We start from the raw sequence: 25,471 nt of genomic DNA, 5'->3' as shown, positions 1-25,471 counted from the left end.
TGCCCGTCATGGGAGTTCCCAAGTTCGAGCGCTTCTTCCGCGCAGCCGCCGGCCTCGACGTCAACAAGAACGACCTCAAGCGCTATAACGACTTCGTGGACGCCAAGCTCTACGACCTCTTCCTCATCGGCACTGCAGACGCCAAGGCCAACGACCGGGACATCATCGAGCCGCAGGACCTGCCGGTCACCAAAGGCCTGCAAGAGAGCATCCACGCTTTCCAGAAGCTGGAGGAGGGCATCGAACTACGGCCGCTGCTGGACCAGCTCGCCGCCCGCCCCGACCTCGGCATGGACGCCGCCGAGGACACCCAGCAGCGGCTGCCCGATCTGGCCGGCGGCCTCAGCGTCGCCCTCGCGCGCGCCCTCAAAACCATCGCCCGTGACACCCGCCGTCCCTCCACGGACCAGTGGGACGAGGCCTTCGAACTCTTCGACCTGCTGATCTGAGCGGGGGTGCCTGTGGGATCGAGGGACAGACCGCCGTGGTTGGCAGGGCTACGGCAAGGGGGAGCCCTGTGCGCGGTTCGAGCGGCGCTGACGGTTCGTCACGACGATGGGCTGTGCAGGATCATCGGTGAGCTTGTGGGTGGCGGCTGTGCGGGCTGCCGTTTCTGCCGTGTGGCGGGCCGGGTCTGATTGCCGGATGGTTACTCGGAGGGCCTGTTTGGTCTTGAGGGCGGCGAGTGCGTCCTGGAGGTGAGTCAATCCCCTGGTTTCGTAGAGACCTCTCCTATGCGGCCTGGCACCTCTGGTCGCTCTTCTTGCGTGCTGCGGTGATGGTCCGTTCGAACTCCTCCGGCGGCAGGCCGCGGCCGGGTTGCGTCCTTGGAAGTGGTGTAGCGGGGTGGGACCCGTTCCGGGGGTTTGCTCCGGCGTCCGGGTTGGTGCCCGCATGAAAAGACGGCCACCGGCTGATCTTCGAAGTGACTAAGCCTCGAAGGAGATCAGCACGATGACCGCACCCGACAGTCTGCCCCTGCACGCTCTGACCGAGGAGAACCTGGCCTCGGCGAGTCCCGATCTGCTGCGGCAGATGGTCAAGGCGTTCGCCGACGCGTTGATGTCCGCGGACGCCGACGCCGCCTGCAACGCCGCATACGGGCAAGTCAGCGAGGAACGCGTCAACCAGCGCAACGGATACCGCCCACGCGAGTGGGACACCCGCGCCGGCACGATCGAACTGGCCATCCCGAAACTGCGGTCCGGCAGCTATTTCCCGACCTGGTTGCTGGAACGCCGCCGCCGAGCCGAACAAGCCCTCATCTCCGTGGTCGCCACCGCCTACCTCCTCGGAGTCAGCACCCGCCGGGTCGAAAAGCTCGCAGAGTCCCTGGGCGTCACTCAACTGTCGAAGTCGCAGGTCAGCGCCATGGCCAAACACCTCGACGAGCAAGTCACCGCGTTCCGCAACCGGCCCCTGGACGCCGGCCCGTATGCGTTCGTGTGGGTCGACGCCCTGACCCAGAAGGTCCGCGAAGGCGGCCGGATCACAGGCGTCCACGCGCTGGTCGCGGTGGGTGTCAACGCCGACGGACACCGCGAGATCCTCGGCATCGATGTCGCCACCGCGGAGGACGGCGCGGGATGGCTGGCGTTCCTGCGCTCGCTGACCGCCCGCGGCCTGTCCGGCGTCCAGCTCGTCATCTCCGACGCCCACACCGGCCTGGTCGGCGCGATCGCAGCGGTGCTGCCCGGAGCCTCCTGGCAGCGCTGCCGCACCCACTACGCCCGCAACCTGCTCTCCCAGGTCCCGAAATCGGCCCAGCCGTGGGTGGCGACGCTGCTGCGGACGGTCTTCGAACAACCCGACGCCGAAGCTGTCCACGCCCAGAAGCGGCACGTCCTGACCGCTCTGGAGGCGAAGTTTCCCAAGGCTGCCGAGCATCTGGATGCCGCCCAGCACGACGTGCTGGCGTTCGCAGCTTTCCCGCGGGAGGCATGGCGGCAGATCTGGTCCAATAACCCGCAGGAACGGCTGAACAAGGAAATCCGGCGCCGCACCGACGTCGTCGGGATCTTCCCCGACCGCACCGCCCTGATCCGCCTGGTCGGCGCCGTCCTGGCCGAGCAGAACGACGAATGGACCGAAGCCCGCCGCTACATGAGCCGCGAACTCCTCGCCAAAGCCGGCCACCCGAACGAGTCAGACACCACCGAACCCGCCCTGCCCACCGAACTCACCGCCTAGCCTCACAACAAGATCAGACGGAGGCCGTCAATACACCACGCCAGCGGACGTGACCGCCGGCCGCGCTGTGCCTGCGCCGTGGGTTGTAGAACCCGGTGATCCAAGTGACGATCTTCAGGCGGGCCTCGGTGCGGGTGGCAAACCGGTGCCGGGGGATGTACTCGACCTTGAGCAGTGAGTTGAACGACTCCGCGGCGGCGTTGTCCAGCGCCGACCCCACCCGCCCCATGGACTGCACCACACCCAGGCGGTCACACAGAGTGTTGTACGCCTCTGACGTGTACTCACTTCCCCTGTCGCTGTGGAAGATCGTCCCGTCCCTTCGGCCGCCACGCGTCGCGGTGGCCATCTTCAACGACCCTCCGACCAGGGCTGCGTCATGATGCTCGCCCATGGCGTAGCCGATGCAACGGCGCGAGAACGCATCCAGGACCGTGGCCAGATAGATCTTGCCCTCACCGGTCTCGATCTCCGTCATGTCCCCGTACCAGAGCACGTCCGGGGCCACCGCGTCGAAACGGCGATTCACCAGGTCAGGAGCGGCTTTCCGCTTGCCCTGCCGGGTCAGCGACCGCCGCCTGGGCGGTTCGCGGCCCTGCAGACCGAGCTCGGCCATGATCTCCGCGACGGTGTTCACCGACACCTTCCAGTTCTCCGCCCACAGGTCCAAGACGATCCTCGGCGAGCCATAGGTGCCGCCGGACTCGGTGAAGAAGTGGAAGATCCGCTCCTCTAGCATCGCCCTCCTGACCTCGCGTTTCGTCGGCTCGTCGGGACGCCGGCGCCACTTGTAGAACCACGCCTCGCTCACCCCGACCACCCGGCAGGACACCCGGTGCGGGACACCATGCTCGACCCTCTGGTTACCGATGAAGGCGGCCACCGCCTCCGGAGCGTTCTCGGTCACTTCACCCAGAGGGCCATGCATCGCTTGAAGACATCACGCTCCATCTCCAGCTCACGGATCCGCTTGTTCTTCTCCCCGATCTCCCGGCGCAACCGCTCCAGCTCGGCCCGCTCGGCCTCCCGCACCCGACCGCCACCGCCACTGGCGGCTGTCGGTTGCACGGGCCGGTCCGAGGACGTCGTCCCGTTGCGCCGCCACCGAGACACCCAGCTGTGCAGCGTGCCCGGGTTGATGCCGAGCTCCTCGGCGACCTCCCCGGCCGACCTCCCGGTCTCGACCACGATGCGCACCGCGCCCTCACGGAACTCAGCGTCGTACGACGGCTTCTTCCTGGACCCCATGAATCCCAACTTCCCCTGCAATCACGGGCTCCACGCTACGAGGGGATGGTCAGCCGGGACGGGTGGGCTCGTTGCCAGAAGTCCGACAGCGACCGGTAGGGCCAGCAGGCATGAGGGAGATGCTTCGGCGGCAGAGATGACGTGTTCGTGTCGTCTCTTCGTTGGAGGTGCCGTGTGCCGTCGGTGCTGGGGCTGTTGGAAGAGCGTGAGCGTGCTGCCTGGCGGCGGGTGGAGGTCCTCCAGGCCCACGTGCGGGAGGCGGAGGCCGCGTGGGAGCGGTTGGTGATCGCTCGTGAGACGGTCGGGCAGGTTCTGGGGGAGCCGCGTGGGGACGGAAAGGCCCCGGTCACGGCTGCCGACGTCGGGTCGGTGCCGGTCGCTGGTGCGGTGCCCGGGTCGGTGGTGCCGGTGTGGCGGGACGGACTCGTAGACGCCATCCCACGCAGGGAAGTCTGCGGGCATCGCCCGCCAGGTGGTACCGCCCGCGACCAGGTAGCGGACCGTGTCGACCATCTGCCGGTGGCAGTAGCCCTCCGGCTGCCCGCCCCTGCCCTCCATCCAGCCGGGCACCGGCAGCAGATCCCGCACGGCGGCCCACTCGCAGTCCGTCATGTCCGACGGATACCGCGGCTCCCGGTCCGGGCGATCATTGGCGATCCCGAAACGGTGCGCGAGGCAGTCACACGACCGGGTGAGCGAGCTGGACCCGACCCAGGCGAAGGCGTACAACAGCGGCAACAGGCCTCCTGGCGTGCTCGTTGGTCTCGACAACCCTGAGATGCACCGGAGGCTCAGTCCTCTCAGTCCTCATACACGTTCCCACCGAAGATCACCCGACCGGGAAGCCACACTCGAACCCACGCTCACCATGAGCGATAAAGCAACGGCTTCTCAGAGCTCGCAACACGACCATGATCTGGTCCTCGTGAGACGGTCCGTGACGAGGCTCCGGCCACCAGACCTGTCGAGGCCGATGATTCCCGGCCCGTGCAAGAGTCTGTCTTTCGACAGCAATCTTCTGGAAGGCGGCCTCATGACGACCCTGCACGATTTGCTCGAAGCCCACGTCGGGGCCGGCGCGCTGCCGGGAGCGGTTGGCCTCGTGGCCCGGGGTGACCAGGTCGAGGTGGCGGCCGTCGGCGCGCAGGACGCCGACGACGGCGCCCCGATGGCGAGGGACTCCATCTTCCGGGTCGCCTCGATCACCAAGTCCGTCACCGCCGCCGCACTGCTGATCCTCGTGGAGGAGGGCAGGATCGCACTGAACGACCCGATCGACATGTGGCTGCCGGAGCTAGGGAAGCCGGTCGTCGTACGCACGCCGGCGAGCCCGGTGGACGACGTGGTGCCGGCCGACCGGCCCATCACCGTATTCGACCTGCTGGCCTCCCAGGCCGGGTACGGATTCCCCTCCGACTTCACACTGCCGGCAGTGCAGGAGTTGTTCACGGTGCAAAAAGACGGCCGGGTGCCGAGCAACTTCCCGCCGGCCGACGAGTGGATGGCGGCGCTCGGCCGCATCCCGCTGCTGTACCAACCGGGTGCTGCCTGGCTGTACGACACCTGCTCCGTCCTGCAGGGGGTGTTGATTTCGCGGATCACCGGACAGCCGCTGCCGGAGTTTCTGGCGGAGCGGATCTTCGGGCCGCTGGGCATGGTGGACACCGGTTTCGAGGTGCCGGCCGCCAAGCGGGGCCGGTTCACCAGCTTCTACAGGCCCGGCGACGACGGCAGCCTGGAGCTCGCAGACGCCCCGGACGGAGAGTGGAGCATCCTGCCCGCGCTACCGCTCGGCAATGGCGGGCTGGCCTCTACCGCTGATGACTGGCTGGCTTTCAGCCGGATGTTGCTGGCTGGCGGGGTGGCGGCCGACGGCTCCCGGGTGCTGTCGGCCGAGTCCGTGCGCATGATGACCACCGACCATACGAATCGGGCGCAGCGCGACATCGGCCAGCTGTTCCTGGAGGGCCAGGGCTGGGGCTTCGGCGGTTCGGTTGACATCGAGCGGACCAACCCGTGGAATACGCCCGGCCGTTACGGCTGGGTCGGCGGCACAGGCACAGCGGCGCACGTCATCCCGGCCACGGGCGCGGTCACCATCCTCCTGACTCAGGTGGCAGCGATGAGCCCCGTGCCGGCACCGGTCATCAGCGAGTTCTGGCGGTACGCGGCGAACGCCTGACGCACGCATCTCACGCCGTAGCCTCGTGGTGGGCCCAACCGACCGGGTGGCGGCCGCGGTTGGATGGCCCTCACCACCGGCCAGCCGGTGACCGCAACCCGCGGGTACCTGCACACCCTCGTCCTGCCGTCCCAGGTACCTGGAGCTGGACACGCGTCCACCCGTGCCAGGGCGGAGCAGGCGGTCTACGCCTGGACGTCGATCCCCGACCGGGCGGAGGCCCACCGACTCGGGATGGAGCTGTTGGCCGCTCTGCTCCGCACCGTGGGGCAGCACGACAAGCTCGCCCGCCATGTCTCCAGACGGCTGACGAAGCTGCAGGCCGGCGGCTGAAGGCTCCACTTCCGGTACCGCTACAGTGCCGCTCGCAGTGGGCGGCCATGTACGGGGCGGTCCGTATGGCCCGAGGGCCGGAGGTGGGGGCTACAGCATGAAGATGCGCACGCTCGTATCACGTCTTGTTGTGGCTGCGGCCCTGGTGGGGGCGGCGGGCTGCTCTGCCGGCCCCGGCGCTGGGTCGCACGCCGCGTCGCCGTCGCCGGTTCCCTGGTCGGCCTCCCCGGTGGTAACAACCGCGTCCGCGGACCGTGCCCGGCTGACAGCGCTGATGCGCCGGGTCGCGGCATGGACCGACGACTACCACTCGGTGATCGCCACCGAGTACGTAGACCACGACGGTCGCAGGGTCCGCTTCGACGGCCTGTTCGCTTGGGGGGAGCGGCCGGCCATGGACGTGAAGTCACCCACGGCGCAACTGGGCCTTCAGCACTTGAACTCCGCAGACAAGACCGAAGTACTGCTGACGGGCGACTCCTTCTACTACAGCGTCGATCCGCGGACCAGCGGCCCGCTCAAGGGCAAGCACTGGATGCGCGCGCCCTTGCCACAGGTCAACGGCGGCCCAGCCACTCATGGACTGCAGGCCAACCCCGAGTACGGTGTGTGGATGCTCGCCGACGCAACGGGCTGGACGGATCTGGGCGCGGAAAACCTCGACGACACCGTCGGCCGTCACTACCAGGGCGCTGTCACCCTCACCGCACTGACCGCGGACAAGCGCCTGGCCCAGGCAGCCGGCAACGCACTGCCCACCCTGCTCGCGGGAGCCGACAGCGCCGAACTCGACGTGTGGGTCGACGCCCACGGGAAACCCTTGTGGTGGTTCGCCAAGATGGGCAGCACCACCTCCTTCGCCGTCGACCTCTTCCACTTCCTCGGCGGAGCAGGCGTCCCGGCGCCCCCAGTGTGGGACACCGTGGATTCGGCGGCAGTCGCTGCGCATCCCACGAGCATCTGAAGACATCTGCTGAGGTGCTGATGCAACGGTCCCAGCATGTCGGCGCCAGCCGGCCGGTAGTGCCTCGTAGCCCCGGACCGGGCATACGAGGCGTTACCACGGTGGTGACGGATCAGCCGTGGTGACCGCCGTGGTGAGAGTGCAGCAAACCAAAGCGACCTCAGCCGACCGTCACCGCTCCCGGGAGGCCCCGTCACCACCCCAGCAAACCTCAGCATCCGCGCAGCCCATAGTTCGCATCGAGGGGGGCCGGTGCCGTGGTGGTCGGAGGGGGACCAGGTGACCGCCGCCACCCCCCCCGCCGCCGCGGCGGCGACACCCGCACCGACCAGCAGGAGGGTGCGGCGGCTGAGCCCGGCGGGCACGCTGGGCGAGTCAACGGGCGCTGGGCGGTCCCGGGTCCCGGATGGGGCGTCGGGTGCATGCGGGGGTAGGGGCGGGGCTGGGGGAGCGGGCGTGGAGGAGCCCTCCGCGGGTCCGGAGGCCGGTCGCGCGGCGGTGAGCGTGTCCAGCTCGGGTGTCGGGGCGAGGCGCGTGGACTCGGCTCCCGGGGATTCGGCCGGCCGTATCACCAACGTCGCTGGGTGCGCGGGAGACTCACCAATGGTCTCCCGAAGGGAGCGCAGTGTCTCGGCCGCGCCCGGCCGCTCGATCGGGGCCTTGGCGAGCAACCTGTCAACCAGGTCGCCGAGTTGCTCGGGAATCTGCATTGCCTGCCCTGGCAGACGCGGCGGTTGGACGCCCAGGTGCTGGTGCATCCAGGCCGCCGCCGTCGGGCCCGGGAACGGCGGACCCCCGGTCAAGAGGGTGAACAGGGTTGCCCCGAAGGCATACATGTCGGCCGCCGGCGTGACCGGGCCGCCGCGCCACTGCTCCGGCGGCATGTAGGGGGCCGAGCCCAGCACCACCCCGCTCGGGTGAGTAACGTGGTCGCCTCGGCGTAGCTGGCGATGCCGAAGTCCAGGATCTTCGCGCCGCCGTCGGTGAGCAGCATCAAGTTGGCCGGCTTGATGTCCCGATGCACCACCCCTCTGCCGTGCGCGTGCGCCAGCGCGGCGGCGATCGGCGTCATCGCCTCGACGGCCTTTGACGCCGGTAGCCCGCGCGGGAGCCCGTCCAACAACTCGGCGAGGGTCCGCCCGTCCAGGAACTTGGAGGACGCCGCCGGTCTGCCGGGGGACACTGATGCGGTGAGGCCAAGGCGAGCGGCCAGCACTTGACGCGCCGGCTCCCCGACGCGGTGTTGACGGCCGCTCGCGCGAGCCGATCGCGTGCCGAACACTGCGGCTGATGCTCGCGCCTGGCAGCGTCGCCACTCGCCCCGGCACACAGATCGGTCCGGCGATCGATGCCACTTCACCTCCGACGATGCCGCGACGGGACCCACCGGCATGGTCGTCCCGTGCAGGCGCTGGGCGCTGGTGAAAGGGTTCTGTAAGCACGCGATCCCGAGACTTCCCGCAGACACCGAATCTGCCGTCTGGGGACTCATGCCGTGAACGCCATCACCCGTCTCTGTCTGAACCACAAGCTCTTCGTCGTCCTGGCCTGGCTGGCACTGACCGTGCTGGGCGGCCTGACGGTGGGCCATGCCACCGGTCGCCTCTCGCACACCTTCGCCACACCCGCCACCGCCGGCTACGACGCCAACCATCACCTGCTCCAACGCTTCGGCGTCGACGGCAACGAGCAGCCGACACTGGGCGTCCTCACCCTCCCCGCAGGCAAGGGCATGGACACCCTCGCCGGGCAGGAGATGGCCGCCCGCACCTTCGCAGCCGCCAACAAGGCCGGCCATCTGGCCGTGGCGGACTGGGCGAACACGCATGACTCCACGTTGGTGTCCGCCGACAAACGGACCACGTGGGCCGTGTTCGACATGCCCAATCCCGACACTCCGCCCGGAGCGGGAGTGATGGACCGCATCGAACCCGCCCTCAAGGCGGCGGCGCCCGCAGGCGTCACCGTCTCCGTGACCGGTTTCGAGCAGATCCAGTCCACCGGCCAAGGCTCGGGAGGCGGAGGCCCCAGCGTTCTGGTGGAGACGCTCATCGGAGCCGCCGGCGCTCTGGCAGTGCTGCTGTTCGTCTACGGCTCGGCCCTGGCCATCGTGCCGCTGCTGATCGCCATTCCCGCGATCTTGACGACGTTCCTGCTCATCCTGGGCGTCACCTACGCCATGGACGTGAGCTTCCTGGTGGAATACCTGGTCGCCGTGATGGGGCTCGGCGTAGCCGTCGACTACTCACTGCTGCTCATCACCCGCTGGCGTGAGGAACGCGAAGCAGGGCGCAGCAACGAAGAGGCGATCCTCGCGGCCAGCCCGACCGCCGGACGCGCGGTCGTGCTCAGCGGACTGACCGTCGCTGCCGGACTGCTGTCGCTGGTCATCCTCCCGGTGCCATTCCTGCGCAGCGTCGGTGTCGGCGGCATGCTCATCCCGATGGTGGCCATCGCCTCCGCGGTCACCTTGCTGCCCGTGATCCTCGCCGGGTGGGGGCTGGCGATGGACAAGCACCGCATCCGCAAGGGATCGACGACGTACAGCGCCGGGTGGGAGCGGTGGGCTGGTGCCATCGTGCGGCACCGCTGGGTAGCCGGAGGCCTCGGCCTGCTCGTCGTGGTGTGCCTGGCGGTCCCGGCCCTGTCCATGAACACCGGTCAGCCGCGGGCGGACTCCCTCGGCGGCCAGAGTCAGGCCGCTGCGACTCTGCACGGCCTGGAGAGGCAGGGAGTGCCCAGCGCGGTGGTCTTCCCGGTACAGATGCTGGTCCACGGTGGCCCGAGCGCCGTGCGAGACGTCGTGCGGATCACCCGCCAGACGCCAGGCATCCACGCGGTCCTCGCCCCCTCGACCCCGGCGTTCCGCAGCGGCAACGATGCGCTGATCACCGCCATCCCCGACCACGAGGGCAGCACGGCGGCCGGCAGGGCCACCGTGGCGCGCGTACGCGCCGCGCTCGCCGGCGTCCCCGGAGGAGTGGAGGTCGGCGGGAACACCGCTCAAAACGTCGACTTCAACCGGGCCGTGTACGGCAACTTCCCCCTGATGCTGGCGGTGATCTCACTGCTCGCCCTGCTCCTGCTGGCACGCGAATTCCGCTCGCTGACGCTGGCCATCAAGGCAGTGGTGGTCAACCTGGTCTCCCTCGGAGCCTCGTTCGGGTTCCTCGTACTGTTCTGGCAACACGGGTTCGGCTCGCAGGCTGTCTACGGGGTGGCGGCGACGGGCTCGATCCGCAACTGGATCCCGATCATCACCTTCGCGTTCCTGTTCGGGCTGTCCATGGACTACGAGGTGTTCATCCTGGCCCGGATGCGCGAGGAGTACGACCGCACCGGCTCCACCCAGCAGGCGATCGTGGGCGCCCTCGCCCGAACCGGTCGACTGGTCACGTGCGCCGCGGTGATCCTCGCGATCTCGTTTGCGTCCCTGTCCAGCGCCCCCGACGTGGTCGTGGAGATGATCGCCACGGGGCTGGGCGTCGGTATCTTCGTCGACGCCGTCGTCGTCCGTACCCTGCTGGTGCCAGCCCTGGTGGCGATCATGGGCGACTGGAACTGGTGGCTGCCCGCCGCCCTCGCACGGCTGCTGCGGGTCGGCCGCTCGACCGGCGAAGATGAACGGCCCGCACCGGTCCGGGCACCGGTGGGCAGCTGAGCGGCGGAGGAACCCGCAGGGCGCAGGAGGATGCTGAACGGATGCGCGTGCTGATGATCGAGGACGACCGCGACCTCGCCGAGTCCCTGTCGTGGGGGCTCAAGGCGGAGGGCTACGTCGTGGACGTGGCGGACAACGGAGTGGACGGGCTGTGGAAGGCCCGCGAGACCACCCCCGACGTGATCATCCTGGACGTGATGCTTCCGGCCATGGACGGGTACCAGGTCTGCCGCACCCTGCGAGGCCAGGGACTGTGGATGCCGATCTTGATGCTCACTGCCATGGACCAGGACCTGGACCACGCCGAAGGGCTGGACAGCGGCGCGGACGGCTACCTGGCCAAACCGTTCTCCTATCCGGTGCTACTGGCGCACCTGCGATCCCTGACCCGCCGCGGCCTGGGAGCACGGCCGGCGGTCCTCTCGGCCGCCGGCCTCGTGCTGGATCCCGCCAGCCGCGCCGTGACCCGAGACGGGCGAGACCTGGGCCTGACACCTCGGGAGGTGTCCGTGCTGGAACATCTGCTGCGCTGCAAGGGCCGCGTGGTGTCCAAGTCCGAGTTGCTGGAGCGCTGCTGGGACGTCAACTTCGACGGAGGCCCTTCCGTGGTCGAGGTGCACGTGCACCGACTGCGGCGAAAGATCGAGAATCCCGGCGGACTGCCCGTGATCGAGACGGTCCGCGGCGGCGGCTACGTGGTCCGAGAGGACCGGCCGTGAACGGCCCGCGCACCGGCCACCGGATCGGGCTGCGCACTGTGCGCACTAGGGTCACCGCCGTCGCGGGGCTCGCCCTGACGATCGCCGTGACCCTGGGCCTGGTGATCCTCTACCTGCTGCAGACGGAGTCCGCCCAGCGGACCGTCGACGACCAGCTTCGGACCTATGCCGCGCAGGTCGCGCAGTCTGGGCAGGGCGGCACGTGGCCCCACCCGCTTCGGGGGTCCGCCCTCGACGCCAGCGCGCAGGCCCAGGTGATCGCCTCCGACGGCACCGTCCTCGCGTCGACACCGCCACTGGCCGGCAAAGGCCCGGTCTACACCCTGCCCGCCGGCGCCGCTGCCCCGCTGCGACAGCCGGCGGCCGACGCCATTGTCAGTGGTGACGCCCGCGCCATCGGGACGCGAGCAGTCGTGCACGGCACGAGCGTGACGATCATCGCCGTCACCAGCACCGAACTGCTCAGCAAGATCAATGAGACGTTCGCCCGCCTGCTCCTGGTCGGCGTGCCCGGCATCCTCCTGCTGGCCTGCAGTACCGTCTGGCTGGTGGTCGGCCGCGCGCTGCGTCCGGTGGAGGGCATCCGCCGCACCGTGACCACCATCAGCGCAGCGGACTTGGCACGACGCGTTCCCGACCCCGGCACCCGCGACGAGGTGGGCGACCTGGCCCGCACAATGAACGACATGCTCGGCCGGCTCGAGGACTCCTCCGCGCGTCAGCGCAGGTTCGTCGCCGATGCCTCACACGAACTGCGCAGCCCGCTGGCGGCGCTCCGTACGACTCTGGAAGTCGGCCTCGCCCACGAACACGTCGCCCCGTGGCCGGACATCGCCCGGCGGGCGGTGCGCCAATCACAGCGTCTGGAAACCCTCGCGGAGGAACTGCTGGCCCTCGCCCGCGGCGACGACCGGCAGCCTGCCCGGCGGCTTCCCGTGGACCTCGGCGAACTGGTCGACGACGCACGAACGCACACACCGGACTTCGGGATCGCGATCACGGTGGATCCCGCATCGAGCGCATCAGTGGTCGTCGGTGACCCGGAAGACCTCAGCCGCCTGCTGCGCAACATCCTTGGCAACGCCGTCCGGTATGCCCGCCACGGCGTCGTCATCCGCATCGCCGAGACTCCCGACGACCTGGTGCGGATCGAGATCGAGGACGACGGACCCGGAGTCCCCGAAGAAGACCGCGAGCGTGTCTTCGACCGGTTCGTGCGCCTGGACACCAGCCGCAGCCGCAGCCGCAGCCGCGACAGCGGTTCGAGCGGACTCGGGTTGCCCATCGCCAGGGCGATCGCGACGCAACACGGCGGGACGGTGATTCTCGACCAGGCGACGGGCGGCGGCGCGCTGGCCGTGGTCACCTTGCCGCGTTCACCCACCGCAGGGCAGCAGCAGCGTGAACACGGTGGGGGAGGAACCGGCAAGGGAGAGCCTGCCGCCGGAGGCCTCGGCCAGATCCCGGGCCAGTGACAGGCCGATTCCGGCGCCGCCCCAGCCCGTCACCCCCCGGTCGAACAGCCTGGCCGGCGGGAAGGTCGTCCGCCCTTCGTCGGCCACGTCGAATGCGAGCGCGCCACTGGCCTCCCGCACGGTCACGTCCACGCGCCCGCTGCCGTGAACGCGGGCGTTGTCCAGCAGCACGTCGAGGACCTGGCCGACAGCGCGGCCGGGCAGCGGCAGGTCCTCCACGCCGGGAGTGAGACGTACGGCGAGACGGCGCTGCTCCTGGGCGAACACGCCGTGCCAGCGGGTTTCGACGCGATCGAGCAGAATGGCGGCCGGCCGAGTGGTGCTCCCGGCCTTTCCCCCGCCGCTCTCGGCTTCGGCCAGGCGCAGGACTTCGTCGATCGTGTGGTGCAGGTGTCCACTCTTCGGCAGGGCTTCCTCGATCGCCGCACGCAGGCCGACATCCGGCGTGGTGAGCGCGCTCTCCAGGCCGCGTTGCAGTCCGGCCAGCGGTGTCCGCAACCGGTGGGAGGTATTCGCCGTGAAGTGCCGCTCGTGTTGTAGGAGACGTGCCAGCTCAGCGACCAGGACGTTCTGGGTGCGGGCCACCTGATCGAGCTCGGCTGTATGGCTGCTCGCCGCCCGGGCGGTCAAGTCGCCGTCGGCGATGTCCTGGCAGACCGAGGAGAGTCATCGTGTCGTGCTGCGGCCCCATGGCCTGATGGCCGGCGTCGTGGCAGCCGCTCCAGTCCGCGCGCAGGTCGCGGGGTACGCTCATCACCGTCGCGTTGGAGCGGTCGGCGGATATGTGGACCACCATCTCCACGTCCGCCCGCTCGCCCGCCGGCTTGCTTGCAGGCACCGCCGAGCTTGCAGTACGCGGAGCTGGTGCGGCCGTCGGATCCGATGACCAGGATGTTGACGGGCGTGCGCCCGAAGGCGTCCGGCCTCTCGTGGCCGGCGCCGTCCTTGCCGTTCGCCGACAGGTCGTCGGACTTGATGTTGCCGTTGAGCTTCCAGTAGGCGTAGGCGGCCGCGCCGCCCGTCGCGAGCAGTACGAAGCCCATGGTCAAGCCGGTGATCTTCAACGCCCCCCCGGCCGCGCCGCTTCCCCCCGCCGCGGGCCGCCCCGCGCGCCGGAACGGCGCCGCCCGGTGCGGTGGCCCTGGTGACGGTGGGTGGGCTCGCTCAAGGTCGTCTCCCCTGCGACGTCGGTCCCAGCTCCCGCCGGGATGGCCGAGTCGGCCGTTCTTGCAGACCGTTCAAACCCTCGATGGACGGCGTTGTCGGCGGACATGAGCTGAGCCGGTTTGGACTGGAGCGAGCGGCGGTGGCTGTTCGTGGAGGGGCCCTCGCGTGCGGGTCAGCGAGGTGTGCCGTGGGGTCGTGGAGGACCTGGCCGGTCCTTCGGCAGCAGGACACACAGAGCGCCCGGCCGGATGCTGCATTCGACGGGAAGAGGCAGTCGTACGGCTTCGCCGTCGATGCCTGCGTCCAGCTGCTCGGCGTCACCGTGCAGCGTGATGTCGGATGCCGACCATACGACTGCCCCTTGACCTGGAGGGGGAGGACCGTGTTGGTGCCGGCGCAGTTGGTCGCGCAGGTGACGCAGAAGGTCCGGGGGCGCCTGTGCCGGGCGTTTGAGGACGATGCCCCCGAGCCTGCCTGTGGTGAGCGACGGGCGGTATCCGGGCCGGCGGGGCGGGGCGAGGTCGTAGGGATTGTTGGAGACGAGCACCACCTGAGGAGATTCGACGGTCCCCCACGGAGTGTTCACACGGGCCTCGAGCCACTGCTCGCCCTTGAGGTAGCCCGGGGCGACCGCGGCGAAGGCACCCGGCTTGTCCTCCCGGTAGCCGGGTTCCAGCAGGGCGTCGGCGTACATTCCGAAGGACACGTTGTTCACGAAGACCCGTGGGCCGACCGCGCCCAGGTCCACTCGGACCGGTTCGCCGTCGGCAAGGGCACCGAGCGCCAGGCCCGGATCGCGGACATCCAGGCCCAGGTCGCGGGCGAAGTGGTTGCGTGTGCCCGCCGGTACCACAAGAAGCGACCGGTCCGTGGCGGCGGCGACCGCGGCGACCGCTGAAACGGTGCCGTCGCCGCCCGCAACTCCCAGCACCCTGGCTCCCGCGCGCACAGCGTCCCTGGCCAGGGATGCCGCGTCCTGCTCCGCGCTGGTCATCCAGACCTGTGCTCCCGTGTCCTCGGCCCGCTGGACCACGTGGTAACGAGCGCACTTGCTGCCTCCGGAGCGCGGGTTCGCCACGATCACCACCTCACCGCACGCCCGCATGCTGGACATCACCGCACATCCTTTCGCCGCTGACTGGTCACTGGCCCGCCGCGAACCGAAGGACCGGGGCCCCAGGTCCGTGTTCTGCGCACCAACGAGTGCTGACCGTTGCCCGCGCGCACTGCGCCCGGCTGCGGCAGCCGGGGCCCGGATCAGTGCTGGGGATGCGGCTGGGAGTGGAACCGCGAGCGGCGCTCACGGGCGGTGCCGAGTTCAAGGCGGCCGATGTCGAGGCGCATCCTGACGGCGTAGAACACCTCGACCACCCCCAGGACCACCGCGATGACGCCCACGGTCAGGGTGAGCGCGGCGATCGAGGTGAAAGGCGAGACGATCAGCGCGATGCCCGCCAGAGTTCCGACGATCCCCCAGAAGAACATCCAGCCGCGCGCGGGCATCCCCGGGGCGGAGGCCGCTGTGACTGTCAGCATGACGCCGCGCAGCAGCCAGCCAAAGCCGATCCACAGGGCGAGCAGCAGAATCGACTCCAGGGTGCCCCGGAAGCAGATCAAGCCGAGCACGATCGACAGCGCCCCGACGAGGAAATGCAGCGCCCGCAAATGACCGGGAACGTGCGAACCGAACGCGGCAGCCAACTGGAAGACACCAGCGATCAGGAGGTAAATGCCGAAGAGCACACCGACTACCCGCAGCGTGGCGCCAGGCCAGGCCAGGGCCACGATGCCCAGGGCGATCGCGGCCAGACCCGTGGTGAGAACGATCTGCCAGCCCCGGTTCGCCACGAACGTCAAGCTGTCGTTGATCGAGTCGTGCTGTGGCTCGGTCCCGTGCGAGCGCGGGGGGCCGGTGCCGGAAGTGGAATCGGAGGGAGATGTCATCGCATCCCATCCTTCCCACAGCGTGGTCAGCAGCCCCCTTCACTTCCATCGTCACCCCGGCCAGCCGTGACCGCTCGGCGAGGTCCTCGGTCTGCAGGAGGTACCACCACGATGTGTCGGCCTCGCGGCGCCGGCCCTTGACGACGGCGTAGAGCTGCACCTGGTTCGATTCCCCGCTCGATTCGCGGTGCCACAGCCCCCGCCGCTGCACTCGCTCGAATGCGACGGGCTGGTCAGCCGGACCGTTTAACCAGAGGTACCGCCGCGCGTGGGGTACGAACTGACCGCGCTCGGCCAGAGGCTGCGGGAACCGCTGAAGGCGCTCACGGAGTGGTCGGTGCAGTCGGCGCGGAAGGATGCGGGCGGTCCCGCTTCCGGCGCCGGGCCGATGGCTGTTGGTCAGGGTGTCATCGGGCGCGGGGCGCCTGCCGGTCCGTCGTGGGCTGTGCCGGCGGGCTCGGTGTGTGCGAGTGAGGCGAGGAGCCGGAGTTTCTCGTCGCTGTCGCTGTCCTTGTCGGGGTAGTAGACGACGAGGATGACGTCGTCGACGGGGAGTTTGTCGCGGTGGAGGCGCAGTTCACCGACGACGGGGTGCTGGACCGTGGCCGTGCCTCCGTCGAGGCCGCGGACGTCGTGGCGGGCCCACAGGGTACGGAACCGCTGGCTGGACAGGGCGAGTTCTCCGACGAGCTCGACGAATCGGGGGTCGTCGGTGTCGTCCCCGACGGTGGTGCGAAGGGCGGCGACGAAATCGGCGGTGGCGTTCTCCCAGTCCTGGTGGAAGGCGCGTTCCTCGGGATCGAGGAGGAGAGAACGCAGCCGGTTCTGGCCGGGTCGCAGGCGGGGGGAGAGCGCGACGGCCATGGGGTTGGAGGCCAGGACATCGAACGCGCGCCCTTCGACGAACGCGGGGATCTGCAGGTGGGCGAGCAGCTCGTGCACCCGTGCCGGTACCTGCTCGGGCCTCTTGCGGCGCGGCGCCCTGGGGCGTACCGACGCGAGGCCGAGCAGATACGTCCGTTCGACGTCGTCGAGCTGCAGGACGCGCGCGAGTGATTCGAGGACCTGCGGTGAGGGGTTCTTGTCGCGGCCGCGCTCCAGGCGCAGGTAGTAGTCGGGACTGATCCCGGCGAGCAGGGCGACCTCCTCACGGCGCAGGCCGGGCACGCGGCGCCTGCCGCCGGGCGGGATTCCTGCCTGCTCCGGGGAGACCAGCTCACGCCGGGCCCGTAGGTAGCTGCCGAGCGGGTTGCCGGATTCCTCGTCCTTCATACCCACACCGTAATGCGGTGCGCGTGTCTCACAGGGGGCCCTGCCAGGACCAGGGAAGACGGGGGCACTCCTACACCCGGCGGATGCCGTCAAGACTGCAATAGCACCGTTGTGAAGGAGACAGCGAGCATCACTGTCTGCGCCGCGGGTCGAAACGCCGACGGCGCCCTGAACTGAAGGGAACACCTCCATGGACCTCTCCAACCGCACCGTTCTCATCGTCGGCGGAACCTCGGGCATCGGGCGAGAGCTGGCTCGGCGCTTCGCCGCGGCGGGGAGCACGGTGGCCGTGGGCGGCCGCAGCCCGCAGGCACTCGCGGAACTCGCCGAAGAAGGCTTCGGCACGTTCAGCGTCGACGTCACCGACAGCGCCTCCGTCGCATCCGCCCGTGACGCCGCGCTCGCCCGGTACCCCGAACTGGACACCGTGGTGACGATGTCGGGCGTCATGCTCCTGGAGGACCTGCGCGACCCCGCGCACTTCGAGACGGCGGCGACGACGATCGACACCAACCTGCTCGGCACCATCCGGGTCGTCGACGCCTTCACCCCGCACCTGGTCCAGCGGGGTGCCGGCACCTTCGTCACCGTCACCTCCGGCATCGCCTTCCTGCCCTTCCCGCCCATGCCCAGCTACGCCGCATCGAAGGCCGCGGTGCACGCCTACTCCGAGGCGCTGCGCGCGCAGCTCGACGGCACCGGTGTGGACGTCGCCGAGCTCGTCCCCCCGGCCGTCGCCACGGCGGGCCAGGAAAAGGTGAACCCGCACGCGCTGCCCCTCGACGACTTCGCCACCGAGGTCATGCACCTGCTCTCGCAGGACCCCACCCCCCACGAGATCCTTGTGAAGGGCGTTCTCGTGCACCGCTGGGCCGAGCGCGAGGGCACCTACGACGACCTCGTCGCGCAGCGTTCCAAGGCCCTGGCCATGCTCCCCAGCCGCCGAGGCTGACACCCCCCGATCGCCGCCCTCCTCGCCCGCCTCTGGCCCGCACGGTGCGGGCGCTGCGGCGCGGTGAGGGTGACGACCTGCCAGCGGGAGGCGGATATACGCAAAGGCAGAGTAGTCCAGACATAATGGACCAATTCTGTGCCAACCGGTCACGGCAGTGCCCGGGCGCTCACGGGCGGCCGAGCGCCGAAAGGAGACTCCTCATGGCGGACGTCAAGGTCGGGCTGTACGTGTACGTGGAGGCCAAGCCCGGCAAGGAGGAAGAGGTCGCCGACTTTCTCCGCAAGGGCCTTGACATCGTGCAGGAGGAGCCCGACACCGTCGCCTGGTTCGCCGTGCGCCTGAGTGCGACCGCCTTCGCGATCTTCGACGTCTTCCCCACCGATACCGCACGTCAGACCCACCTCAACGGCCGGCTGGGCAAGGCTCTGATGGAACGAGCCGGCGATCTGTTCGCCCAGCCGCCTTCCGTCGAGCGACTCGACGTTCTCGCCCACAAGCTTCCCTGAAGACCGGATGCGGCTGGTCGGCCCGGCGCGGCCGCCTCCGCTCTCGATGCCCGTCTCGGTGCCCGTCGCCGGCGGTGGGGAGCCACCGCGTGCGCCCTGGCCGCCGTATGTCGTACGGCACATCGACCGCGGCCCTCAGGCATGGGCCGGGGCGGCAAGGCAGGAGACACGGGCGGTGAAGGGCAGCAAGCACGTCGGCGTGCGGGGCACGGCCCGGCTGCTGGCGGTCTGCGCCGTCCTGGCCGGCCTGTTCCTGATGCACGGCTCTCCGGCCTCCGCCGCCGACGGCTGTCACGGCGGCCTCTCCGCATCCATGGCGTCTCCCATGTCCCCGGGAATCGATCCCAGTTCTACGCGGACCGCGATGACGGCCGGCGGCCATGGAGCGATGACGCTTGCCGGCAGTAGGCAGGCGGTACGAGTCGGGGCCATGTCGACGGACCACGGCATGACGTGTCTGTCCACCCCCGCCCACGGCCGCCCCGCACTGCCGCATCGGACGCTGACGATGGTCGTCGCAGCCCTGGTGCCGGCTGGACCTGCCGGACGCGTGCTGATCCGTGGCAGGGAGAGGCGGCGCGGGCCACCGCCACCAGGCGGGCGCGGCCTCCTTCTCCGGGTGAGCGTCGCGAGGACCTGATCGGGGCTGTGCCGCACCGGCCTAGTTACGAGGCCGTGGGGCCGCGCGGCAATAGCGGTGCCGCTCGCGATCATCGCGGTGATCAGCGTCGTGGACATGATGTCCTCGACGTCCGTTCATCTCGGCCCGCTCGTCGCGCTGGCTCCGGCGGTGACCGCCGCCTTCGCGGGGCCGCAGATGACCGCGTTCGTGGGGCTCGTGGCGATCGCCGCCGATCGGGACGAGCCCGCCGAACTGATCAACTGCGGGCACCCGCCGCCCTTGCTGATCCGCCGGAACCACGTCTGACCACGTCTCCACCGACCGACTTCTACCCGCTGGGCGAGCGGCTGCGTTCCTTCTCGGGGTCCACCCCCGACGCCCTGCTGCGGGGGATTCAAGGCGACCTGTTCAGCCATGTGGCAGGGAACCAGCCGACGACGTCGCCCTTCTGGCGATCCAGCGCCTCCCGGCAACGAAGTAGTCGTTGGGCCAGGGCCGAACACGCGCTGCACGGCTGGTGATTGTCGGTCACTATGGTGCGTGTCAGCGTGTCGGCAAGAGCTGAGGGAAGGCCCGTGGACGTGACGCTGGAGGTCGAGGGACACCGCGCGGCGGATGAACTGCGGTCCCTGCGGGAGTGGTTGCTCAACGAGGACGGGTTACGCGGCAGAGTCCGGTTGGTGGACGGGCCCGTCGTGCCCGGCACGCTCGGCGCGGGGGTGGAGGCGCTGGCGGTCGCCCTTGCGCCTGGCGGCATCGCGACGGCCGTTGCGAGTGTCCTGATCGCCTGGATCCGGCACCGCACGAGTGATGTCACGCTGAAAGTCACCAGGCCGGACGGCACGTCGTACGAGCTGACGGCCACCGACGTACCGGACTTCGGGACAGCCGCAGTTGCCGACCTTGCCGCGCAACTGTCCGCAAGCGCGGCCAGCACGCCAGCCGTCGCCGCCGGGTCTCCAGCGGCCGGCGAGGAGGACACCGCCGGATGAACCTGCACTCGGCCGGGACTCGGGCTCTGCTGGCCGGCACCGGCACGCACGTTGCCGGCTCCCGGCTTCCGGACGTCCCCGCTGTCGCCGACACGGTACGGGACCTGGGCAGCGTCCTGATCGATCGCTGCGGCTTGCGCCCGGAGAACCTGCTCCCACCGATCGTCGATCCCCACCCGATCGAACTGGGCAACGCCCTGATCGATGCGGCAAAGCAGGCTGAGGACGTCTTCTACTTCCACTATGTCGGTCACGGGCTGGTCAGCCCCGGCAACAAGCTGCACCTGGCCACCCGTGAGACCGACCACTTCAGCGAGGGTCTGGGCTTCAAGGCCTTGCCGTACGCGGTGGTCGCGGACGCGTTGTCGGTCTGCCGTGCGCGCACCGTCGTCGTGGTGCTGGACTGCTGCTACTCCGGGCGGGCTCGTGGCTCCTTGGGTACCGCTGCCACCGATGCTTTCGAACTCGCGCCGCTCGCCGGGGCTTACGTGCTGTCCTCCGCGTCCGCCGACGAACTCGCCCTGGCCCTTCCTGGGGAGCGGTACACCAGCTTCACCGGGGCTCTGATGACTCTGCTGCGCGAGGGTGACCCCGCCGGGCTGCCCGAGCTCACAGTGGAGGGTGCCTTCCGTCACCTCCGGCGGGAGCTGCCACTGCGCGGTATTCCGGCGCCGGTTCGGTTTCTCAGCGGCCAGGCCGGCGACCTTGTCCTTGCCAGGAATCCCGTTGGCGCCAACCCGCCGGTCACCGACCTCGCGGACACCGGGGAACCGCTGGCCGATGGAGTCTGCCCCTACCGGGGTCTCGAGCCGTTCACCGCCGACGACGCCCGCTTCTTCTTCGGCCGCGAACAGCTCACCCGTGAGCTCCTCGACCACATGGCCACGTGCTGGCGGACGGGGGCACCGGTGGCCGTGGTGGGTCTGTCGGGCTCGGGCAAGTCCTCACTGCTGCGGGCCGGGGTGGTGCCGGCCGTGGCCCGCGGTGAACTTCCGGTGCGCGGCTCTTCGGCCTGGCCGAGCATGGTCCTCACGCCGGGCGCTCACCCGCTGGATACCCTGGCCACCCGGCTGGCCGGTCCCGCCGGCGTGACCGCAGACGCCATCCGCACCGAACTCGGCGCCGACGCAACCAGGTTGCATCACGTCGTGGACCAGGCGCTGCGCCGTTACGCGGGCGGCAGGAACGCGGGGGACAGCCGACTGCTGCTCGTGGTGGACCAGTTCGAGGAGCTGTTCACCGTCTGCCAGGACGCCGACGAACGTGCGCACTTCGTCCGGGCGGTGTGCGCAGCAGCCCAGGAGCACGCTCTGGTCGTCCTCGGGGTGCGCGCCGACTTCTACGCGCACTGCCTGGCCTACCCGGAGCTGGCCCGCGTACTCGACGACTCCACGCTGCGGGTTCGGCCGATGGATCCCGAGCAGCTCCGCGAAGCGATCCAGAAGCCGGCCGATGCCGCCGGTCTCGCCTTGGAACCCGGGCTGGTCGAACTGCTGCTGCACGACCTGCGGGCCGAACACGACTTCGCTGCCGGGACGCTGCCGCTGCTGTCGTACGCCCTGCTCCTCACCTGGCAACATCGCCATCGGGGCCGCACGCTCACTCTGGCCGGGTATCGGGCCACCGGTGGGGTGTGGAACGCGGTCACCCGTCAGGCCGAGACCGTGTACGGGGCACTCGCCGCAGACGAGAAGCAGGCGGCCCGCATGATGCTGCTGCGGATGGTCAGCCTCGGGGAGGGGACCGAGGACACGCGCCGCCGGATCGACTTGACCGAGCTGGTGGAGCACGCCCCCGCCGTAGCGACTGCCCGCGACCAGCTTGCCCGAGCCCGCCTGATCACCGTGGACGGCGATACCGGCCAGATCTCCCACGAGGCGCTGCTCCGCGTCTGGGGTCGGCTGCGCGACTGGATCAAGGCCGACCGAGCCGGGCTCCTGGTACAGCAGGAACTCTCCGAGGCCGCAGGCGAGTGGCTGCGGGACCGGCGGGACGCCGACCGCCTTCACCGGGGCGACCGATTACATCGAGCGCGGGACTGGGCGGCCGACCACCCGGACCAGCTCAGCCCCACGGAAAGGGAGTTCCTCGATGCGAGCGTAGGGGCCGAGCAGCGACGCCGCAGGGTGCGGACCGGTGCCATCAGCGCGCTCGCCCTCCTGCTCGTGCTGTCCGTGGTCGCGACCGTGCTGGCTTACCAGGGTCGTAATGAGGCTCGCGCCCAGCAGCGGGCCGCCATCGCCCGTTCCCTGCTCGACCAAGCCGACAGCGCCCGCGGGAACGCGCCACAACTGGCACTCATGCTCGGCATCGCCGCTGACCGGCTGCACAGCGACACGGCCACCACCGCGAGTCTCCTCACCGGCCTGCTCGACCCCTACGCGGGGACACTGGCCGGCCACACGCGGGCCGTCTCAGCGGTCGCATTCCACCCGGACAACCACATCGTGGCCACCGGCGGCGCCGACAACCAGGTGATCATATGGGACGGCACCCGCCGGCTCGGCTCCCTGCGCACCAGCGCCCGGGTGGACGCGCTGGCGTTCAGCCCCGACGGGCGCACCCTCGCCGCCGGGATCGCGGACGGCAGCATCGCTCTGTGGAACGTCACCATCCCCAGCCGTCCCACACCGCTCAGTAGCGTCAGTGGCCACACCGCCACCGTCGACGCGCTGGTGTTCAGTCCCGACGGGACCACTCTGGCCAGCGGCAGCGCTGACGACACGGTTGTCCTCTGGGACACTTCCGGTCGGATGGCGCCGGAGAGGATCACTCGCCTCACCAGCCACCGGCAGCCGGTCCTGTCAGCGGCCTTCAGCCGGGACGGGCACACGCTGGCGACCGGTGACGCGGGCGGCACCGCCATCCTGTGGGACGTCCGGCATCGGGACGCCCCGGCCCACCTGTCCACGCTGACCGAGCAGAACAGCGGCGGAACAGGCTCACTGGCGTTCAGCCCCGACGGGCGCCGCGTGGCCACCGGCGACGGCGACGGCACCGTCCGGCTCTGGGACACACACAACCGCGCCAAGCCGCAGGTGATCGCCCGACTCACCGGTGGGTGGGACGGCCCCGCGAGCGCGGTGCGGTTCACCGCCGGCGGACACAGCGTGCTCGCTGTGGGCGGCGACCACAGGATGCTCGGCTGGGACATCACCGACCCGACCCGGCCGATCCAGCACACACTGGTCGGTGGCGCCGGCGGAAACCTGACCGCGGCAGTCGCACTCAGCCCTGACGGGAACACGCTGGCAACCGGCAGTGCCGACGACACCGTGATCCTTTGGCGCAGCGGTACGGAGGCCGGGATCAAACCGACATTCAGGCTCGGCGGTCACCGCGACGCGGTGCGCGCCGTGGGCTATCGCCCGGACGGCAGAGTGCTGGCCACGGGCAGCGCGGACGGCACCGTCAACGTGTGGGACATGAGCGATCGCAAGCTCCCGCGCAAGGCCGCCCACTTCACGGCGCACAACGGCTGGGTCGACGCACTGGCCTTCAGCCCTGACGGGCACACCCTCGCCGTCAGCGGAGAGGACGGAACCACGGGCCTGTGGGACGTGCACGTCCCGGACGCCCCCAACCACATCGGAAGTCTTCCGGCGCAGAACGATGCGGTGATCTCGCTGGCCTTCGACCCGAAAGGCCACGTACTCGCCACCGGCGGCGACAAGGTGATCCTCTGGAACCTCACCGACCCGGGCCGGCCGACGCAGATCGCCTCGCCCGCCGGGCACACAGCCCAAATCGCGGCGATGGCTTTCAGTCCCGACGGCCGCACCCTTGCTACCGGCAGCTACGACTCCACGACGATCCTCTGGGACGTCACCGACCCGGCGCACTACCGGCGTTCAGCCACACTGAGCGGACACACCAACCGGGTGACCACGCTCGCGTTCAGTCCCGACGGCCGCACCCTTGCTACCGGCAGTGTCGACACCAGCGTCATCCTGTGGGACGTCCGTGACCGCGAGCGTCCGCGGATGGCCGCCACCCCGCTGCTCGAGCACACCGGCTGGGTGCGCTCAGTCGCGTTCAGCCCCGACGGGCACCTCCTGGCGACCGCAGGGAACGACGAGCGGACGCTTCTCTGGGACGTCACCGAACCCGCACAGCCGCATCTGCTGCTGCAGAGCCGTGGGCATGCGGCCATCATCACGGCGGTGGCCTTCAGCGCGGACAACCGCACGCTGGCGACCGGCGGTGGCGACCATCTCGTCTACCTCGACGACCTCACCGAGATCATCGACGCTCGCGCCCATGCCGTCGTGCGTGCCTGCAGCCGTGCCGGCCGCGGCCTGGACCGGGCCGAATGGGACCGCTACGTGCCAGGCCTCCCGTACCAGCGGACGTGCTCGTGATCGACACCAGGCCACATCCCTGCGCCCGGTCCTGGGCGTCATCTTCGTCCTGCGCCGGCGTCGAGCGAAACCGCTGTCCGGGCTACTGCGCCGAGGGAGCGCGCCGTGCGGTGAGTACGGGCTGGTAGTACCCGCTTGTGGCCGGACTGTGCCAGACGATGTCGGTGAAGCCGGCTTCAGCCACGAACTCTGTCAGCTGCCGGCCCGTCAGCGCCCAGTGGGTGGCACGGCGGACTCGGACCTGCCAGGTGTTCTCCGCGTGGATGAGCTGCACGTGCTCCAGGTCGTAGCGTTCGCCGTCGTCATGCCAGTGCCACAGCTGGAAGGTGATCACTCGGCCGTCGCGTGTTTCCGAGACCTGAGGAGGTGTGGCCGTGGGGCCGGTCCGGCGCGTCTCGTCATAGGCACGAACCGTGATCACCAGAAGTCCGCCGTCTCGGAGTACCCGTCTCATGCCGAGGAGTGCCGCCCTGATATCTCGCCGGGAGAGGAGGTGCGTGATCGAATTGTCCGCGCAGAGGACGACGTCGAATGCCGCTTTCCTGAAGGGTAGTTGGCGCATGTCAGCTGCGGCGGCCGGAAGCCTGCTGCCACGGGCCGCCGCTTCGGTGGCGGCGCGCGCGGTGGCGACCGGGCTCAGGTCGCTGCCGACGACGTGGTGCCCGGCCCGGGCCAGCCCGATGGCCTGGGTACCGATCCCGCACGAGCAGTCCAGGACGGTGTGCGGTCCCACCCCGAGAGACTGGCGGACGAGCCCGCCCAATACCTCGGCCTGATAGGCGATGCTCGCGTCCCAGTCCCGGAACATCAGGTGGTAGTCGTGGGCCAAGTCGTCGTAGAAATCCCGCACGGAGGGCTCGGACATGTATCCCACCGTAAT

At 69.8% G+C, this 25,471-nt stretch carries 23 protein-coding genes and 2 pseudogenes; 14 read left to right on the top strand and 11 right to left on the bottom strand.

Features of this window, described 5'->3' with window-relative positions; all coding sequences use genetic code 11:
• Positions 1-8: 8 nt before the first annotated feature.
• Positions 9-449 (top strand): DUF1931 family protein, encoded by a 441-nt coding sequence (locus K7862_RS24170; RefSeq protein WP_262413709.1) that lies wholly within the window; start codon positions 9-11, stop codon positions 447-449.
• A 505-nt stretch (positions 450-954) separates the two neighbouring features.
• A complete protein-coding gene (locus K7862_RS24165) occupies positions 955-2,190 on the top strand; it encodes an IS256 family transposase (protein WP_222966000.1) in 1,236 nt (411 codons plus the stop codon).
• 13 nt (positions 2,191-2,203) lie between these two features.
• On the opposite strand, the gene K7862_RS24160 is transcribed toward K7862_RS24165, so the two are convergent.
• Genes K7862_RS24160 through K7862_RS37810 form a run of 3 tightly spaced genes read right to left on the bottom strand, consistent with a single transcriptional unit; the run spans position 2,204 to position 3,996 of the window.
• On the bottom strand, positions 2,204-3,073 hold the full coding sequence (locus tag K7862_RS24160; RefSeq protein ID WP_222965998.1) for an IS3 family transposase: 870 nt from the start codon (positions 3,071-3,073) through the stop codon (positions 2,204-2,206).
• A gap of 20 nt (positions 3,074-3,093) precedes the next feature.
• Positions 3,094-3,438: a transposase gene (locus K7862_RS24155; protein WP_222965996.1), complete on the bottom strand. Its 345-nt coding sequence runs from the start codon at positions 3,436-3,438 to the stop codon at positions 3,094-3,096.
• Between the two features lie 21 nt (positions 3,439-3,459).
• Entirely contained in the window at positions 3,460-3,996 is a 537-nt protein-coding gene (locus tag K7862_RS37810; RefSeq protein WP_262413717.1) for a transposase, read from the bottom strand.
• Between the two features lie 475 nt (positions 3,997-4,471).
• Between K7862_RS37810 and K7862_RS24145 the strand changes: the two genes are divergently transcribed.
• The 3 genes from K7862_RS24145 (at position 4,472) to K7862_RS37805 (ending at position 6,917) form a co-directional block, all read left to right on the top strand.
• Complete coding sequence (locus K7862_RS24145; RefSeq protein WP_222965994.1) at positions 4,472-5,620, top strand: serine hydrolase domain-containing protein; 1,149 nt, start codon at positions 4,472-4,474, stop codon at positions 5,618-5,620.
• Positions 5,621-5,683: 63 nt separating this feature from the next.
• Complete coding sequence (locus K7862_RS24140; RefSeq protein WP_222965992.1) at positions 5,684-5,953, top strand: hypothetical protein; 270 nt, start codon at positions 5,684-5,686, stop codon at positions 5,951-5,953.
• A gap of 97 nt (positions 5,954-6,050) precedes the next feature.
• Positions 6,051-6,917 (top strand): SCO4651 family lipoprotein, encoded by an 867-nt coding sequence (locus K7862_RS37805; protein WP_504740059.1) that lies wholly within the window; start codon positions 6,051-6,053, stop codon positions 6,915-6,917.
• A gap of 632 nt (positions 6,918-7,549) precedes the next feature.
• On the opposite strand, the pseudogene K7862_RS38515 reads toward K7862_RS37805, so the two are convergent.
• Together K7862_RS38515 and K7862_RS38510 are read right to left on the bottom strand one after the other, a co-directional pair.
• A pseudogene (locus K7862_RS38515) lies at positions 7,550-7,822 on the bottom strand (protein kinase domain-containing protein); the annotation flags it as partial.
• Positions 7,717-8,310, bottom strand: a complete 594-nt coding sequence (locus K7862_RS38510; protein WP_372461648.1) for a protein kinase domain-containing protein — start codon at positions 8,308-8,310, stop codon at positions 7,717-7,719. The gene K7862_RS38510 and the pseudogene K7862_RS38515, both read right to left, overlap by 106 nt.
• Before the next feature lie 102 nt (positions 8,311-8,412).
• On the opposite strand from K7862_RS38510, the gene K7862_RS24125 reads away from it, so the two are divergent.
• Genes K7862_RS24125 through K7862_RS38315 form a run of 3 tightly spaced genes read left to right on the top strand, consistent with a single transcriptional unit; the run spans position 8,413 to position 12,772 of the window.
• Positions 8,413-10,578, top strand: coding sequence for an MMPL family transporter (locus K7862_RS24125; protein ID WP_222965986.1), 2,166 nt, complete (start codon positions 8,413-8,415; stop codon positions 10,576-10,578).
• A 41-nt stretch (positions 10,579-10,619) separates the two neighbouring features.
• The gene (locus K7862_RS24120; protein WP_222965984.1) at positions 10,620-11,297 is read left to right on the top strand and encodes a response regulator transcription factor; all 678 of its coding nucleotides are present in this window, start codon (positions 10,620-10,622) and stop codon (positions 11,295-11,297) included.
• On the top strand, positions 11,294-12,772 hold the full coding sequence (locus tag K7862_RS38315; protein WP_222965982.1) for a sensor histidine kinase: 1,479 nt from the start codon (positions 11,294-11,296) through the stop codon (positions 12,770-12,772). The genes K7862_RS24120 and K7862_RS38315 overlap by 4 nt, the downstream gene beginning before the upstream one ends.
• Here the strand turns inward: K7862_RS38315 and K7862_RS24110 are convergent.
• The 4 genes from K7862_RS24110 to K7862_RS24095 form a co-directional block, all read right to left on the bottom strand.
• A complete protein-coding gene (locus K7862_RS24110; RefSeq protein WP_222965980.1) occupies positions 12,674-13,357 on the bottom strand; it encodes a sensor histidine kinase in 684 nt (227 codons plus the stop codon). The genes K7862_RS38315 and K7862_RS24110 overlap by 99 nt on opposite strands.
• A 41-nt stretch (positions 13,358-13,398) precedes the next feature.
• Positions 13,399-13,836, bottom strand: coding sequence for a hypothetical protein (locus tag K7862_RS37795; protein ID WP_372461645.1), 438 nt, complete (start codon positions 13,834-13,836; stop codon positions 13,399-13,401).
• 275 nt (positions 13,837-14,111) lie between these two features.
• Positions 14,112-15,053 carry a diacylglycerol/lipid kinase family protein gene (locus K7862_RS24100; RefSeq protein ID WP_222965979.1) on the bottom strand — a complete coding sequence of 314 codons (942 nt, stop codon included), beginning with the start codon at positions 15,051-15,053 and terminating at the stop codon, positions 14,112-14,114.
• Between the two features lie 143 nt (positions 15,054-15,196).
• On the bottom strand, positions 15,197-15,883 hold the full coding sequence (locus K7862_RS24095) for an HdeD family acid-resistance protein (protein WP_222965977.1): 687 nt from the start codon (positions 15,881-15,883) through the stop codon (positions 15,197-15,199).
• Between the two features lie 262 nt (positions 15,884-16,145).
• Here K7862_RS24095 and K7862_RS38310 point away from each other — a divergent pair.
• A pseudogene (locus K7862_RS38310) lies at positions 16,146-16,220 on the top strand (winged helix-turn-helix transcriptional regulator); the annotation flags it as partial.
• 62 nt (positions 16,221-16,282) lie between these two features.
• Here the strand turns inward: K7862_RS38310 and K7862_RS24090 are convergent.
• Positions 16,283-17,155 (bottom strand): helix-turn-helix transcriptional regulator, encoded by an 873-nt coding sequence (locus K7862_RS24090; protein WP_222965975.1) that lies wholly within the window; start codon positions 17,153-17,155, stop codon positions 16,283-16,285.
• A 190-nt stretch (positions 17,156-17,345) separates the two neighbouring features.
• On the opposite strand from K7862_RS24090, the gene K7862_RS24085 reads away from it, so the two are divergent.
• The 5 genes from K7862_RS24085 to K7862_RS24065 all read left to right on the top strand — a co-directional run bounded on the left by K7862_RS24085 (position 17,346) and on the right by K7862_RS24065 (position 24,591).
• Positions 17,346-18,107 (top strand): SDR family oxidoreductase, encoded by a 762-nt coding sequence (locus tag K7862_RS24085; protein ID WP_222965973.1) that lies wholly within the window; start codon positions 17,346-17,348, stop codon positions 18,105-18,107.
• Between the two features lie 203 nt (positions 18,108-18,310).
• Positions 18,311-18,616, top strand: a complete 306-nt coding sequence (locus K7862_RS24080) for a putative quinol monooxygenase (RefSeq protein ID WP_222965971.1) — start codon at positions 18,311-18,313, stop codon at positions 18,614-18,616.
• A gap of 697 nt (positions 18,617-19,313) precedes the next feature.
• Complete coding sequence (locus K7862_RS24075; protein ID WP_222965969.1) at positions 19,314-19,544, top strand: hypothetical protein; 231 nt, start codon at positions 19,314-19,316, stop codon at positions 19,542-19,544.
• A 269-nt stretch (positions 19,545-19,813) separates the two neighbouring features.
• A complete protein-coding gene (locus tag K7862_RS24070) occupies positions 19,814-20,230 on the top strand; it encodes an effector-associated constant component EACC1 (protein WP_308012154.1) in 417 nt (138 codons plus the stop codon).
• Positions 20,227-24,591 (top strand): caspase, EACC1-associated type, encoded by a 4,365-nt coding sequence (locus tag K7862_RS24065; protein ID WP_222965965.1) that lies wholly within the window; start codon positions 20,227-20,229, stop codon positions 24,589-24,591. The genes K7862_RS24070 and K7862_RS24065 overlap by 4 nt, the downstream gene beginning before the upstream one ends.
• A gap of 82 nt (positions 24,592-24,673) precedes the next feature.
• Here the strand turns inward: K7862_RS24065 and K7862_RS24060 are convergent, their stop codons facing one another.
• Entirely contained in the window at positions 24,674-25,456 is a 783-nt protein-coding gene (locus K7862_RS24060; RefSeq protein ID WP_222965963.1) for a class I SAM-dependent methyltransferase, read from the bottom strand.
• Between the last annotated feature and the right edge of the window lie 15 nt (positions 25,457-25,471).

The sequence above is a fragment of the Actinacidiphila acidipaludis genome (assembly GCF_019890725.1).
GTDB lineage: Bacteria > Actinomycetota > Actinomycetes > Streptomycetales > Streptomycetaceae > Actinacidiphila > Actinacidiphila acidipaludis.
The sequence above is the reverse complement of the archived record's forward strand: the minus strand, read 5'-3'. Positions and strand labels throughout refer to the sequence as shown.